The following is a 12,926-nucleotide window of genomic DNA, read 5'->3' on the forward strand; positions in this document are numbered from 1 at the left end:
GGCGAACTGCTCCGTGAGCTCACCATCGACCCCACCCGCAACTACCAGCCACTAGGCCGACCGCCCGGCCCCAAGCCCGGACAACACAGAAGGCCGGACCCAGAATCTGGGTCCGGCCTGTCCGGTATCTCCTGAGAGATCACACAGGTGGAGCTGCGGGGAATCGAACCCCGGTCCTCGAGCGTCGATCCAGGTCTTCTCCGGGTGCAGTCCGTGTTGTCGCTTTTCTCGGCCCCGGCGCTCGCACAGACACGTCGCCGACAGGCTCAGTCAGGATTGAGTCCCGGTCACCCCTCCTGACAGAGAGTGACCAGCAAGTCTCCTAGATGAGGCCTGGGTCCGGGACGGAGACGGATGCCCGGTCAGACCCTTCGGTCACTGCTCAGGCAGCGAGAGCGAAGTCGTTGCGCTCAGAATTGGCAACTATAGGTTTCCAGCGATCGTTTACGAGATGGCGCTGGCTTCTCGACCCGCTTCCCCTGGAACTAACGTCCCAAGTCGAAACCGATCAGCCCCTCTTGAGTTATGACTCGATCATACGTGCCGACACCGACCGCCGTCGCCCGCGTTCCCCTTCGCTCCCCCGTCAGCCCACCGTGAGCCGATCGTCGGCGACGACGTCGGCCCTCTGGTCGACGGTGATGCCGAGTTCGGGAGCAGCAGCGCAGGGAGGCGAGGGCCGTGGTCAACCGTGCCGCCGCCGGCTTGTCACTCCGAGGTGGACGATCGGGGGGTCTCGGCCGAGTCGGCCGGCTCAGCTGGCGGCACGGGTGCGTGGAGACGTACGCGGGTGATGCGGTGACCGTCGACCTCGGCCACCTCGACGACGCGGTCCGCGACCATCACCCGGTCGCCCGTCTCGGCCATCCGGGCGAGGCGGTGGAGCACGAAGCCGGCGACGGTCTCGTAGGGACCGTCCTCGAGCTCGACGCCGGTGCGCTCGCCGAACTCCTCGATCGTCAGTCCGGCCTCGATGGTCTCCGGATCGGCGGACGCCGCGATCTCGGCGTCGCGGTCGTACTCGTCGTGGATCTCACCGACGAGCTCCTCCATCAGGTCCTCGAGGGTGACGATGCCGTCGGTGCCGCCGTACTCGTCGACGACGAGCGCGATGTGGGCGCCGATGCTGCGCAGGTGGTCGATCGAGGGGAGCACGCGGTTGGTGCGTGGCAGCACGGGGAGCTCGCGCACGATGTCGGCGACCGTGCTCGACGTGTCGTCGGCACGGCCGAGCACGTCGCGCAGGTGGAGGTAGCCGAGGATCTCGTCGAACGACTCACCGGTCGCCGGGTAGCGGGTGTAGGGCTCGTCGACGATGACACCGACCGCCTCGGCGAGGGTCATGTCACCACGGAGGAACACCACGTCGCCACGCGGCTTCATCACCTCGCTCAGGGAGCGGTCGCCGGCCTCGAAGACGTCGTCGACCAGCTTGCGCTCGCCCTCGGGGATCTCCTCGTGACCGGAGATCATCATCCGCAGCTCCTCCTCGTCGACCTCGTCGCTGCCCGCGTCGGGGTTCGCGCCGAGCAGGCGCAGCAGCAGGTTGGTGGACAGCGACAGCAGCCAGATGACCGGAGTCATGACGACGGCGAACTTGCCCAGCGGCGGGGCGAACAGCTTGGCGACGCCGACCGAGCGCTGCAGGGCGAGGCGCTTGGGCACCAGCTCGCCGAGGACCAGGGAGAGGTACGACACCACGAGGGTCGTCACGACCAGCGAGACGGTGGCCGGGGCCGGTGTGCCGAGGCCCTCGAAGACCGGCTCGAAGGCCGGCGCGAGCGTCGACGCGCCGAACGCGGCGGAGAAGAAGCCCGCGACGGTGACGCCGATCTGCACCGCCGACAGGAAGCGGTTGGGGTCCCGGGCGAGCGAGGCGACGGCATGGCCGCGGCCGCCCTGCGCCTCCAGCTTGTCGACCTGCGCGGCGCGCAGCGACACCAGCGCGATCTCGGTCGCGGCGAAGACACCGCCGACCAGCACGAAGCCGAGCACGAGCAGGACGTCGACCCAGGTTCCCGATTCCACGGGCACAACCTATAGAAGACGTGTGCGGCGACGGCAACGCGTCGTCACAGGCCCTGCCACTCCGGCTTCCCGTCGTAGACCTCGCGGTAGTAGTCGACGCGCGAGAGCCGCGACGCAGCCGCGGGGTCGAGCAGCACGGTGACGTGGGCGTGCAGCTGCAGCACGGAGGCGGGACACGTCGCCGAGACCGGGCCCTCCACAGCGTCCGCCACCGCCTGCGCCTTGCCCTCGCCCGAGACGACGAGCAGCAGGTGCCGCGCACGACCGATCGTGCCGAGCCCCTGCGTCAGCACGTGGCGCGGCACCTCGTCGATGGAGTCGAAGAAGCGGGCGTTGTCCTGGCGGGTGCGGTCGGTGAGCGTCTTGAGGCGGGTCAGCGAGACGAGGGACGAGCCGGGCTCGTTGAAGGCGAGGTGGCCGTCGCCGCCGATCCCGAGGACCTGCACGTCGACTCCCCCGGCGGCGACGAGCGCCGACTCGTAGCGGGCGCCCGCCTCGGGCAGCCCGTCCGGGTCCACGTCGGGGCTGGTGACCCGCTCACGGTCGATCCCGAGCCCGTCGGTCACCTCGGCGAAGATCACCTCGCGATAGCTCTGCGGGTGCCCCGGCGGCAGGCCGACGTACTCGTCGAGGGTGAAGCAGCGCACCCGGTCGTACGACGGAGCGGTGCCGGCCCGGTGCCGGCGGACGAGCTCCTGGTAGGTCGGCAGCGGGCTCGACCCGGTCGCCAGTCCGAGCACCGCGGCCGGCGTGCGTCGCACCAGCGCCTCGATGGTGTCCGCGGCGAGCGCACCGACGGCCTCGGCGCTGTCCAGCGGCACGACCTCCATCAGTCCCTCCCCAGGATCGCGGCGCCGACGGTGGCCACCGGGTAGTGCAAGGGGACCATGCTGAGCCGGTCGGCCAGGCCGAGCGAGGCGAGGAAGGGAGACCCCTCCCCCAGCGAGCGCAGCTGGCGGACCACCTCGACCCGCAGCGGCTCACCGACCTCGCTGACGCCGCCGCCGAGCACGATCTGCTCGGGATCGATCGCCAGGCCCAGGGCGCGGATCGCGCTCGCCACGCCCCAGCAGAAGTGGTCACGCACGTCGATCGCCTTGACGTCACCCGCAGCGGCCGCCGCGAACAGGTCCGCGGCCGGCGGTCCGTCGGGCGTCGGCCAGGCGCGGGCGAGCGCCCGCCCCGACGCGATGGTCTCCAGGCAGCCGATCTGGCCGCAGCCGCACTCGGCGCCGGTCGGGTCGATGGGCAGGTGTCCGATCTCGCCCGCGGCTCCGTGCTCGCCGCGCCGGAGCCGACCGTCGACGACGAGCCCCGCGGCCAGTCCGGTGCCGACGCTGAGGTAGACCACGTCGTCGGCCTCGACCAGGGCTCGCGCGGCCAGTGCGGCGGCGTTCACGTCGTTCTCGATGACCACCGGCACGCCCAGTCGCTCGGCGAGCAGGTCGCGCAGGGGCAGGTCGTCGCCGTCGACGCCGAGGTTGACGGCGTGCCGCAGCGTCCCGCGCTCGGTGTCGACCAGGCCCGGCACACCGACCCCGACCCGGCAGATCAGTGGCTCTCCCGTCTCGCGGGCCAGGGCCTCGAACACCCGGGCGGCGCTCTCGACGACGCCCTCCGCGCCGGATCGGGTGGACTTGCGGCTCTGGGCGATGATCTCGCCGTCCTCGCCGAGCACCACCCCGTGGGTCTTGGTCCCGCCGATGTCGAGCCCCACCGCGCGGGTGCCCGCCAGTGCGGCCCTCATGTCGCCCACCCTGCTTCGCGCACGAGCCCAGCCTCTCGCACCAGCTCGGTCACCGCGGCGGCGCCCGGTGCAGACGAGCCGCGGGTGCTGATCGTGGGGAGCCCCACGTCGTACGTCGCCGGCCAGCCCCACTCGACCACCACCGCGACGCGTCCGGCGTCGGCGAGCGAGCGCAGGAAGGCCAGCACCTCGGGTCGGCGGCCGGCGTCGCGCACCTGGACGACGAGGGGGACGCCGTCCGGCACCTCGGCCGGCAGGCCGCGGGCGAGCCCGGCCGGGTCGAGACGGTGGTCGGCGGGCATGCCCCACGCCACCTCGCCGACGGCGATGTTGGCGGTCGTCTCGACGCTGAGCACGGTGGCCCCGCTGAGGTCGGGCAGGTCGCCGTCGACGTGCATGGCGCAGGCGGCGGCCTCGGCCAGCCACCGCTCGTCGGGCTCGGTGACCTCGACCTCCGCCCCGAGCGCGCCCAGCGCCGCCACGCGCGCGGCCGCCTCGGCGAGCCGGTCCCGGGTGAGCCGGTCGTCCTCGACCGCCCGGAGGACCGCATCGACGACCTCCTCGACCAGCGCCGCCGGCTTGTCGGGTCCGATGCAGAGCAGGTCGCAGCCCGCCACGAGCGCGAGCACGGCCGCCTCCGGGATGCCGTGCTCGGCCGACGCGCCGGCCATGTCGAGCGCGTCGGAGACGATGACGCCGTCGAAGCCCAGGTCCTCGCGCAGGAGGCGCAGCACCACCGGGCTGAGGGTCGCGGGCCGGTCGGGGTCGAGCGCCGGGACGACGATGTGCGACGTCATCACCGAGGCGATGCCCGCCCGGACGACCGTGGCGAACGGCACGAGCTCGCGCTCGGCGAGCGTGGCGGCGTCGACGTCGATCCGCGGCAGCGCGAGGTGGCTGTCGGTCGCGGTGTCGCCGTGGCCGGGGAAGTGCTTGGCGCAGGCGCCGACACCGGTCGACTGCAGTCCGCGGGTCCACGCGGCCACGTGGGCGGCGACGTCCGAGGGGTCGGTGCCGAAGCTGCGGGTGCCGATGACCGGATTGTCGGGGTTGCTGTTGACGTCGGCGTCGGGCGCGAGGTCGAGGGTGACGCCGACGGCGGCCAGCTCGTGTCCGACCCAGCGGCCCACGGCCTCGGTCAGGCGGAGGTCACCCGCCCCGCCGAGCGCAGCCGCACCCAGCACCGGGCTCGGCACCCGGGTGTGCAGGCGGCTGACGTCGCCACCCTCCTCGTCGACGGCGATCACGGCTCCCGGGTTGGCGGCGGCGATCGCGGCACTGAGCGCCGCGGTGCTCGCGGACCCGCCCGCGGTGTTGCTGCCGAAGTAGCAGATGCCGCCGAGGCCCTCCTCGAGCAGCGCCCGGTAGTCGTCGGGCAGCGACGTGCCCGCGAAGCCGGGCAGCAGCACCTGCAGCGCCAGACGTCGTACGTCGTGGGTGCTCATCCCTTGACCGCCCCGGCGGTGAGGCCGCTGACCATGCGGCCCTGGACGATCAGGAAGAAGATGATCACCGGGACCGCGATCAGCGTCGAGCCGGCCATGATGCCGCCCCAGTCCGTGCCGCGGTTGACGTCGGTGAACGTCGAGAGCCACAGCGGCAGCGTGCGCTGGTCCTCCCGGGTCATCACGACCAGCGCGAGGGTGAACTCGTTCCACGCCTGGATGAAGCCGAACACGCCGGTGGCGACGAGGCCGGGCGCGAGCAGCGGGAAGGTGACCTTGAAGAACGCCCCGGTGCGGGTGCAGCCGTCCATCATCGCCGCCTCCTCGAGCTCGTAGGGGACGCCCTCGACGAAGCCCCGCAGGGTCCAGATGGTGAAGGGCAGCACACCGGCGACGTAGACGATCGTGAGGCCCACGACGGTGTTGAGCAGCTCCATCGTCTCGAGCATCTTGTACTGGGAGATGAAGAGCCCCTCGGCGGGGATCATCTGGATCACCAGCAGCGTGACGATGAAGGAGATCCGGCCGCGGAAGCGGAACCGCGAGACCGCGACGGCGGCGACGAACGCGAAGCTCAGCGCCACCAGGAGGGTCAGGCCGGTGACCATCAGGCTGATCTTGAGCGCGCTCACGAACTGACCGGTCTCGAAGACGGTGCGGAAGTTGTCGAGGTCGCCACCGAACGGCACCCACGTCGGGACCGGGTTGCGGATCTCGTTGCGGTCGAGGAAGGAGCTGTTGAGCATCCAGTAGACCGGGAAGGTCGCCAGGACGAAGGCCACCAGGCCGATGCCGTTGGCGGTCAGGCGTGCGGGGCGAGATGCAGTACGGGCCATGTCAGGCCTCCCTCTCCTGGCGCAGCATGGCGCGGACGTAGGGGGCGGTCAGGACGACCGTCAGCGCCAGCATGAAGATCGCGACCGCGGCGGACGTGCCGAAGTCACCGCCTCCGATGCCCAGGCGGTAGATGTAGGTGCCGAGCAGGTTGGTCTCGCGGGCGCTGCCGCCGGCCTGCTGCAGGATGTAGATCTGGGTGAACACGCGCAGGTCCCAGATGACCTGGAGCAGCCCGACCACGAGCAGGACCGGGCGGATGCTCGGCAGGATGACGTAGCGCAGCCGCTGGAGCATGCCGGCGCCGTCGATCTCGGAGGCCTCGAGCAGCTCCCCCGGCAGCTGGGTGAGGGCGGCGTACACGGTGAACGCGACGAACGGCACGCTCATCCAGACCACGATCACGGTGGCGACGAAGAAGAACGACAGCGGGCGCAGCAGCCAGCCGTGGCCCTCGAAGTCACCGCCGAGCGCGGACAGCACGTAGTTGACGACGCCGTACTGGGTGTCGAAGAGCCACTGCCACACGGTCAGCGAGGCGACGACGGGCATCGCCCAGGCGAGCAGCAGGCCGGTCTGGGTGAGCAGTCGCACCCACGTCGACATCGTCCGCATGACCAGCGCGAGGCCGACGCCGATGAGCATCGTCACCGCGGCGTTGACCAGGCAGAAGACGATCGTGCGGAGCGTGACCTTCCACAGGTAGGCGTCGGTCAGGAGCTCGCGGTAGTTGTCGAGCCCCACCCACTCCGGTGGCGTGCCGAACTGCTGGGCCAGGCCGAACTCCTGGAAGGAGAGGACCACCTGGCGCACCAGCGGGTAGCCGAGCGCGAGGCACAGGGCCAGCACGGCCGGGGTCAGGAGGAGGTAGGGCAGGGACACCGCGCGGGCACGGTCGGTGCGCTCGCTCATCGCTGCTCCCTTCTCGTCGTGGGCGGGACAGGCAGCGGCGGGGGCAGCGGCTGGTGCCGCCCCCGCCGGTGCCGGATCGGGTGGGTCAGGAGGATCCGGGGTCAGCCGTTGAGCTGACCGTTCATCTGGTCGTCCGCCTTCTCCGCGAGCTGCTGGACGTCACCGCCCTGGGCGATGGCGCTGAAGAGGTCCTCCAGCACGCGCGAGCCCTCGACGTTGGCCCAGCCCGGCGCGGCCGGGGTGAGCTTGGCGTCCGACGCGGCCTCGATGGTGGCCTTCGCGTACTCGTCGTCGCCGAGCAGCGAGGCGAGCGACTGCTTGGCCGGCGTGAGCCCGGCCTCGGCCATGATCGTCTGGTAGTCGTCGCTCAGCATGAGGGCGACGGCCTTCTGCGCGAGGGCCTGGTTGGGCGACTTGGACGCGATCGCGATGTCGGACCCGCCGAGCAGGACCGGCGCCGGCGAGCCGTCGTCACCGGGGAGCGCGAAGACGCCCATGTCCTTGGCGAAGGTGTCCGGGCAGCCGGTGTCGTCGGCCTCGATGAGGCCCTTGACCCAGCCGGGCGTCGACATCATGCCGACCTCACCGGCGCAGAACGGGGTCCACGGATCTGCCTCGTTGCCGTCCTTCGGGGCACCCGAGGCCTGCGTGAAGAGCTCCTGGGCCATCTCGAGGCCCGCGACGGAGTCGTCCGAGGCCAGCGAGCCGGTCCACTCACCACCGTCGTCGACCGCCAGGTCGCCGCCCGCGGCCCAGACGAACGCGGCGCCGTTGCGCCAGTCCTGGCCGGGGAACCAGAACCCGGAGAAGTTGCCCGGCTTGGGGTTGTCCTTCTTGAGCGTGATCGCGGCCTGGACGAACTCGTCGAGGTTGGTGGGCACGTCGAGGCCGGACTTCTTGAGGAGGTCCTTGCGGTAGAAGATGTACTTCGAGCCCGCGTAGTAGGGCACGGCGTAGGTCTTGCCGTCGACGGTCGCACCCTCGACGAAGCCCGGCAGCAGGTCGTCGCCGCCGAAGTCGGACAGCTCGCCGGTGAGGTCGGAGAACGCACCGGCCGAGGTGAACGTGGGTGCCTGGGTGTTGCCGATCTCGACGACGTCGGGCGTCTCGGACTCGCTGGACAGCGACGTCGTCAGCTTCTCCACCAGACCGTCCCACTCCTGCTGCTCGATCGTGAGCGTGGAGCCGGGGTTCTCGTCCTCGAAGGTCTTCTTCAGCCAGTCGCGGGCCTCCTGCGGAGTGTCGGTCCCGTTGAGCCAGACGCGGATGTCCGCCGACTCCGGGCCCCCGCTCTCGTTCGACGAGCCGCCGTCGTCGTCGCTGCCGCACGCGGCGAGCGTGGTCAGCGCGAGTGCGGCGACCGCCACACCGGTCAATGACTTCTTGATGCGCACCACTGGTGTTCCTCTCATCGATGTTGCTCGGAGTTGTGACTGGGAGTTCTTCCCCAGGGAGTTCTCGACTGGGGCGTGCTGGCTGGTCCCGAGCTGGTGGAGAGCGTCACGAGACGCCCAGTTCTCCGGACAGGACGAGGACGGCCGCTCCCACGACCACCACGTCCTCCCCGAGCTTGGAGGTGCGGACGGTCAGCCCGGTGGAGCTGATCGGCATGGTCCGCTCACGGATGGACCGGTCGGCCGCGTCGAGCAGCGGACCGTCGAGCAGCTCCGCGGGGCCGCTCAGCACGATCTCGTGCAGGTTGAGGGCGGCCACGATGGGCGCCAGCACCTCCCCCAGCCTCGTGCCGACGCCGGAGAGCGCGGCGGGGGCGTCCACACCGGGCTCCCCGACGCGGCGCCGGAGGCGCGGCGCCGACAGGAGGGTCTCCAGGCAGCCCGTACGCCCGCAGGCGCAGGCCTCGCCGTCGTCGTCGACCACGACGTGGCCGATCTCGCCGGCGGCTCCCAGGTGACCGTGCAGCAACGACCCGCCGAGCACGAAGCCGGCACCCACGCCGGTGCCGACGCGCAGCACCATCAGGCCGCCGTCGCCGGACTCGCCGAACGTGTGCTCGCCCATCACGGCGGTGTTGGCGTCGTTGGCGACGTAGACGGGGACGTCGAGGGCCGCGGCGAGGCGCGCGGCGAGCGGGGTGTCGGACCAGGCCAGGTTGGGGGCCTCGATCACGGTGCCGGCCGGGTCGACGATGCCGGGACTGCCGACGCCGATGCCGAGCACCGGGCGGTCGGTCATCGCCATCAGCTCGGCGGCGAGTCGCTGGACCAGCTCCACCGCCTGCTCGCCCTCCGCGCCGTCGACGTGGACCTCGTGACGGGCCTGGACGGTGCCGGCGAGGTTGACCACGGCACCCGACATCCGGTCGGTCTCGGACAGGTCGAGGCCGATGATGTGGTGCGAGTCGGCGGCGAGCCCGACGAGCGTCGGGGGCTTGCCGACCCGGCTCCCGGCCGGCGCGCCGAGCTCGGTGACGAGCCCGTCGGTGACCATCTGGCCCACGAGGTCCGAGACGGTGACGCGGGTCAGGCCGCTGGCGCGGGCCAGGTCGGCGCGGCTCGCCGGGCCTTCGCGGAAGAGCTGCTGGAGCAGCAGCGAGCGGTGGTGTCGGCGCGCGTCCTCCTGGAGCAGCTTGCCCTGCGGGCGGAGCTGCCGGCCGACCGGTGTGTGCGGGGTCACATTAGTTAGTTCATCGCACTTACTTATCTCGCGTCAAGAGTTTCGTCCCGCGAGATGCACGTCCACCTTCTCCGGACCATGATCGGGAGCACCCACCCGTGCGTCCCCGGCTCAGCGCCAGCGGAACCTGTCGAGCAGCCCCGCCAGCACCGGCACGCGCATCACCAGACCGAGGATGCCGAAGCCGAGCGCTCCCCCGAGCACATTGAAGAGCAGGTCGTCGACGTCGGCGACGTGGCCGCCGCCGAGCAGGCGCGCGGTGACGTACTGCGTGACCTCGATCGCCAGGCTGGCCGCGGCCGAGACCCCCACCACCCGCCACCAGGTCGGCCTGGCGAGGAGCAGCGCCACGAGCACCCCGAGCGGTGTGAAGACCGCGACGTTCATGATCGCGTCGGCGACCTCGTAGCCGGCAATCGGGGTGAGGGAGAGCGCCGAGTCCCACTCCATGGTCCGTTCGGGCTTGTCCAGGAAGATCGGGAAGACCGTGTTGGCCACGATCCCGGCGGCGTAGACACCGAGGGCCAGCGCTACCGACGCCCGCGGGAGCGAGAACAGACCCCGGCGGCGCAGACGCCAGCCGAGCACCAGCACGATCACCGCACCGAGGGGGACGACCACCGGGAGCACCGGTACCTCGCGAAACACGCCGGTCAGCCCACGAGCGCGGCGGTGTTGTCCCAGCAGACCTTGCGCAGCCATTCCTCGCCCAGCCCGAGGCCGGCGAGCCCGGCGAGCTGCACGCCGTAGTCGTAGGGGATGTTCGGGAAGTCGCTGCCCAGGTGCACCCTGCCGGCGAGACCGAGGTCGAGCAGCCGCGGGAGCAGCGTGGCCGGGTAGCGGCCTGCCATCTCCTCGAAGAACGGCGTGAAGGCCATCGTCGTGTCCAGCGCGACCCGCTCGTGGGCCTCGGCGAGGGCGAGGAACTCGGCGTACTCCGGCGCGCCCGCGTGCGCGATCACGAGCCGCAGCCGCGGGTGACGCGCGAGCAGCGCGGCGACCGGTCCCGGCCCCGTGTGCTCGGTCGCGACCGGGCCGCTGCCGGCGTGGAGCACGACCGGTGCGCCGGTCTCGGCGACGAGGCCCCAGGCCTCGTCGAGCAACGGGTCGGTGACGGTGAAGGCCCCGACCTGCACGTGCACCTTCCAGACCCGGACGGTGGCGGACCGGGAGGCGACGTACGTCGCCACGTCGGGCTCGGGGAAGAAGGTGCCGCAGACCGCCGCCTCGGGCACCCGCTCGGCGAAGCCGGCCGCCCAGTCGTTGAGGAACTCCGCCATGCCGGGCTTGTGGGCGTAGGGGAGCGCCGTGAACCGGCGGACCCCGAAGGAGCGCAGCACGTCGACCAGGACGTCGTCGTCGGCGCGGTAGCGCAGCGGCCACGCCCTCCCGATGAGCGGGCCGGCCTCGTCGAACTGCGCGCGGACCTTGGCCATCACCCGCGGCGGGAGGAAGTGGGTGTGCAGGTCCATCAGGCCGGGCAGCCCGAGCTGCTCGGCGAAGCCGACAGGATCCGTCGTCACCTCAGTCGCGATGGCCCTTGAGCCTCCGCTGGACCGCCTCGACCTTCTCGCGGTTGGCGGTGCGCTCGGCCAGCGTGTGCCGCTTGTCGTAGGACTTCTTGCCCTTCGCCAGGGCGATCTCGACCTTCGCGCGGCCGTCCTTGAAGTAGAGCGACAGCGGCACGATCGTGTAGCCCTTGTCGGTGATCTTGCGCTCGATCTTGTCGATCTCGGAGCGGTTGAGCAGCAGCTTGCGACGGCGGCGGGCGGCGTGGTTGGTCCACGTGCCCTGGCTGTACTCGGGGATGTGCACACCGAGGAGCCAGGCCTCGCCGCGCTCGACCTCGGCGAAGCCGTCGACGAGGGACGCGCGCCCCTGCCGCAGGGACTTCACCTCGGTCCCCATGAGGACGAGGCCGGCCTCCCACGTGTCCTCGATGTGGTAGTCGTGGCGCGCCTTCTTGTTCTGCGCGACCATCTTCTGGCCCTGCTCCTTCGGCATCCCACCATTGTCTCAGGCGGTGTCCAATCAGAAGTAGCCCATCGGGTCGACGGCCTTGCCGTTCTCCATCACCGTGAAGTGCAGGTGGCAGCCCGTGGACCAGCCGGTGCTGCCCTCGTAGCCGAGGACCTGGCCCTGCTGGACGGTGTCGCCCACCCCGACGTCGTACTTCTCGGCGTGGTTGTAGATGACGGCGACGCCGCGGCCGGCGATGGCGCCGACGTCGACCACCAGCCGGTTGCCGTAGACGTCGCTCCAGTAGGACGAGATCACCTTGCCGGGCGCCGCGGCGCGCAGCGGGGTGCCGCAGCCGCCACCGAAGTCGACGCCGTCGTGCAGGCCCCAGTAGTGGTAGATCGGGTGCTCGCGGTAGCCGAAGGGCGAGGTGACGTAGCCGTCGACCGGGTACGCCAGCAGGCCACCCGTCGGGCCGGTGGCCACGGACCGACCGTTGGCCTGCCGCTTGCGGAGCGCGGCCAGCGCCCGCTTGCGCAGCTGCTCCTCGAGCTTCTTCTGCTCCTTCTCGAGCTTCTTGATCGTGGCGACGTCGGCCTCGCGCGCCGCGCGCGCCTCGACCTTGGCGTCGCGGCGCTCGAGCACCAGCGACACCACCGAGTCCTTGGCGGCCTGCTGCTCGGCCTCGAGCTCCTGCATCAGCGTGAGGTGCTCGGCGGCCTCCTCGCGCTTGGTCGCCACGTCGTCACGGGCGGCGGCGACCTGCTGCTCCTGCACCTCGAGGAGCACCTCGGCGGCCCGGAGCTCGTCGTAGGCGCGTGCCTCCTGTCCCACGATCACGTCGCGCACGCCGTCGCGGCGGGTGAGCTCCTCGGTCGACTCGGCGTCGATGAGCGAGGAGAAGGCGATCAGCTCGGGGTCTCCCTCGGAGTACATGTCGGCGACGGTCGACGCGACCCGCTCGCGCTGCGCCTCCCGGTCGGCGGCCCCCTGGGTGAGCGCGGCCTCGGCCTCGACGAGGGCCTGCTCGGCTGCGGCCAGCTCGGCCTGCATCTCGGCGTCGCGCTCCTGCGCCACGGCCACCTTGCCCTGCGCAGTGGCGAGCCGGGTCTTCGCGGTGTCCAGCTGCTCCTTGGCCGCCTCGAGCCGCGCGTTGGCGTCGGACAGCTGCGAGCTGGACTCGTCGAGGTCCTTCTTGGCGCCCTTGAGCTGGCGCTCGACCTTGTTCTTCTTGTCCTTGAGGTCGTCGGCGTGGGCTGCGGTCACGCTCAGTGCCAGGACCGCGACGAGTGCTGCGGCCATGCGGCGTTGAGCGGCACGGGGGAAGGTACGCACCGGGGGAAGCCTTTGCGTTGGGGAAGCGGGGA

12 protein-coding genes and 1 other RNA gene are annotated in these 12,926 nt (G+C 71.3%); all 13 read right to left on the reverse strand.

Going from position 1 to position 12,926, the window contains the following annotated elements; genetic code table 11:
• Window positions 1-145: 145 nt before the first annotated feature.
• Window positions 146-516, reverse strand: a transfer-messenger RNA (tmRNA) gene (gene ssrA, locus IEZ25_RS09935).
• Between the two features lie 192 nt (window positions 517-708).
• Complete coding sequence (locus IEZ25_RS09940) at window positions 709-2,028, reverse strand: hemolysin family protein (protein WP_191199285.1); 1,320 nt, start codon at window positions 2,026-2,028, stop codon at window positions 709-711.
• Between the two features lie 44 nt (window positions 2,029-2,072).
• Window positions 2,073-2,858, reverse strand: a complete 786-nt coding sequence (locus tag IEZ25_RS09945) for a glucosamine-6-phosphate deaminase (RefSeq protein WP_191199286.1) — start codon at window positions 2,856-2,858, stop codon at window positions 2,073-2,075.
• Window positions 2,858-3,775 carry an ROK family protein gene (locus tag IEZ25_RS09950; RefSeq protein WP_191199287.1) on the reverse strand — a complete coding sequence of 306 codons (918 nt, stop codon included), beginning with the start codon at window positions 3,773-3,775 and terminating at the stop codon, window positions 2,858-2,860. The genes IEZ25_RS09945 and IEZ25_RS09950 overlap by 1 nt, the downstream gene beginning before the upstream one ends.
• Window positions 3,772-5,220 (reverse strand): glycoside hydrolase family 3 protein, encoded by a 1,449-nt coding sequence (locus IEZ25_RS09955; protein ID WP_191199288.1) that lies wholly within the window; start codon window positions 5,218-5,220, stop codon window positions 3,772-3,774. The genes IEZ25_RS09950 and IEZ25_RS09955 overlap by 4 nt, the downstream gene beginning before the upstream one ends.
• Entirely contained in the window at window positions 5,217-6,056 is an 840-nt protein-coding gene (locus IEZ25_RS09960; RefSeq protein ID WP_191199289.1) for a carbohydrate ABC transporter permease, read from the reverse strand. Before IEZ25_RS09960 ends, IEZ25_RS09955 begins: the two co-directional genes overlap by 4 nt.
• A 1-nt stretch (window position 6,057) precedes the next feature.
• Window positions 6,058-6,966, reverse strand: coding sequence for a carbohydrate ABC transporter permease (locus tag IEZ25_RS09965; protein ID WP_191199290.1), 909 nt, complete (start codon window positions 6,964-6,966; stop codon window positions 6,058-6,060).
• A gap of 101 nt (window positions 6,967-7,067) precedes the next feature.
• Complete coding sequence (locus tag IEZ25_RS09970; protein WP_318152154.1) at window positions 7,068-8,360, reverse strand: extracellular solute-binding protein; 1,293 nt, start codon at window positions 8,358-8,360, stop codon at window positions 7,068-7,070.
• 106 nt (window positions 8,361-8,466) lie between these two features.
• Entirely contained in the window at window positions 8,467-9,600 is a 1,134-nt protein-coding gene (locus tag IEZ25_RS09975; RefSeq protein ID WP_191199292.1) for an ROK family transcriptional regulator, read from the reverse strand.
• A 111-nt stretch (window positions 9,601-9,711) separates the two neighbouring features.
• Window positions 9,712-10,248, reverse strand: coding sequence for a VanZ family protein (locus IEZ25_RS22225; protein ID WP_191199293.1), 537 nt, complete (start codon window positions 10,246-10,248; stop codon window positions 9,712-9,714).
• A gap of 5 nt (window positions 10,249-10,253) precedes the next feature.
• The gene (locus IEZ25_RS09985) at window positions 10,254-11,123 is read right to left on the reverse strand and encodes an amidohydrolase family protein (RefSeq protein ID WP_318152155.1); all 870 of its coding nucleotides are present in this window, start codon (window positions 11,121-11,123) and stop codon (window positions 10,254-10,256) included.
• Window position 11,124: 1 nt separating this feature from the next.
• Window positions 11,125-11,604, reverse strand: a complete 480-nt coding sequence (gene smpB, locus IEZ25_RS09990) for an SsrA-binding protein SmpB (RefSeq protein ID WP_191199294.1) — start codon at window positions 11,602-11,604, stop codon at window positions 11,125-11,127.
• Window positions 11,605-11,631: 27 nt separating this feature from the next.
• The gene (locus IEZ25_RS22230) at window positions 11,632-12,894 is read right to left on the reverse strand and encodes a peptidoglycan DD-metalloendopeptidase family protein (RefSeq protein ID WP_191199295.1); all 1,263 of its coding nucleotides are present in this window, start codon (window positions 12,892-12,894) and stop codon (window positions 11,632-11,634) included.
• Between the last annotated feature and the right edge of the window lie 32 nt (window positions 12,895-12,926).

The organism is Nocardioides hwasunensis, from assembly GCF_014779665.1.
GTDB classification, from domain to species: domain Bacteria; phylum Actinomycetota; class Actinomycetes; order Propionibacteriales; family Nocardioidaceae; genus Nocardioides; species Nocardioides hwasunensis.

Excerpts from the sequence above, each read along its gene's own strand:
- smpB (WP_191199294.1), bottom strand. The coding sequence starts at position 11,604 with ATGCCGAAGGAGCAGGGCCAGAAGATGGTCGCGCAGAACAAGAAGGCG.
- IEZ25_RS09960 (WP_191199289.1), bottom strand. The coding sequence starts at position 6,056 with ATGGCCCGTACTGCATCTCGCCCCGCACGCCTGACCGCCAACGGCATC.
- IEZ25_RS09965 (WP_191199290.1), bottom strand. The coding sequence starts at position 6,966 with ATGAGCGAGCGCACCGACCGTGCCCGCGCGGTGTCCCTGCCCTACCTC.
- IEZ25_RS09950 (WP_191199287.1), bottom strand. The coding sequence starts at position 3,775 with ATGAGGGCCGCACTGGCGGGCACCCGCGCGGTGGGGCTCGACATCGGC.
- IEZ25_RS09945 (WP_191199286.1), bottom strand. The coding sequence starts at position 2,858 with ATGGAGGTCGTGCCGCTGGACAGCGCCGAGGCCGTCGGTGCGCTCGCC.
- IEZ25_RS09955 (WP_191199288.1), bottom strand. The coding sequence starts at position 5,220 with ATGAGCACCCACGACGTACGACGTCTGGCGCTGCAGGTGCTGCTGCCC.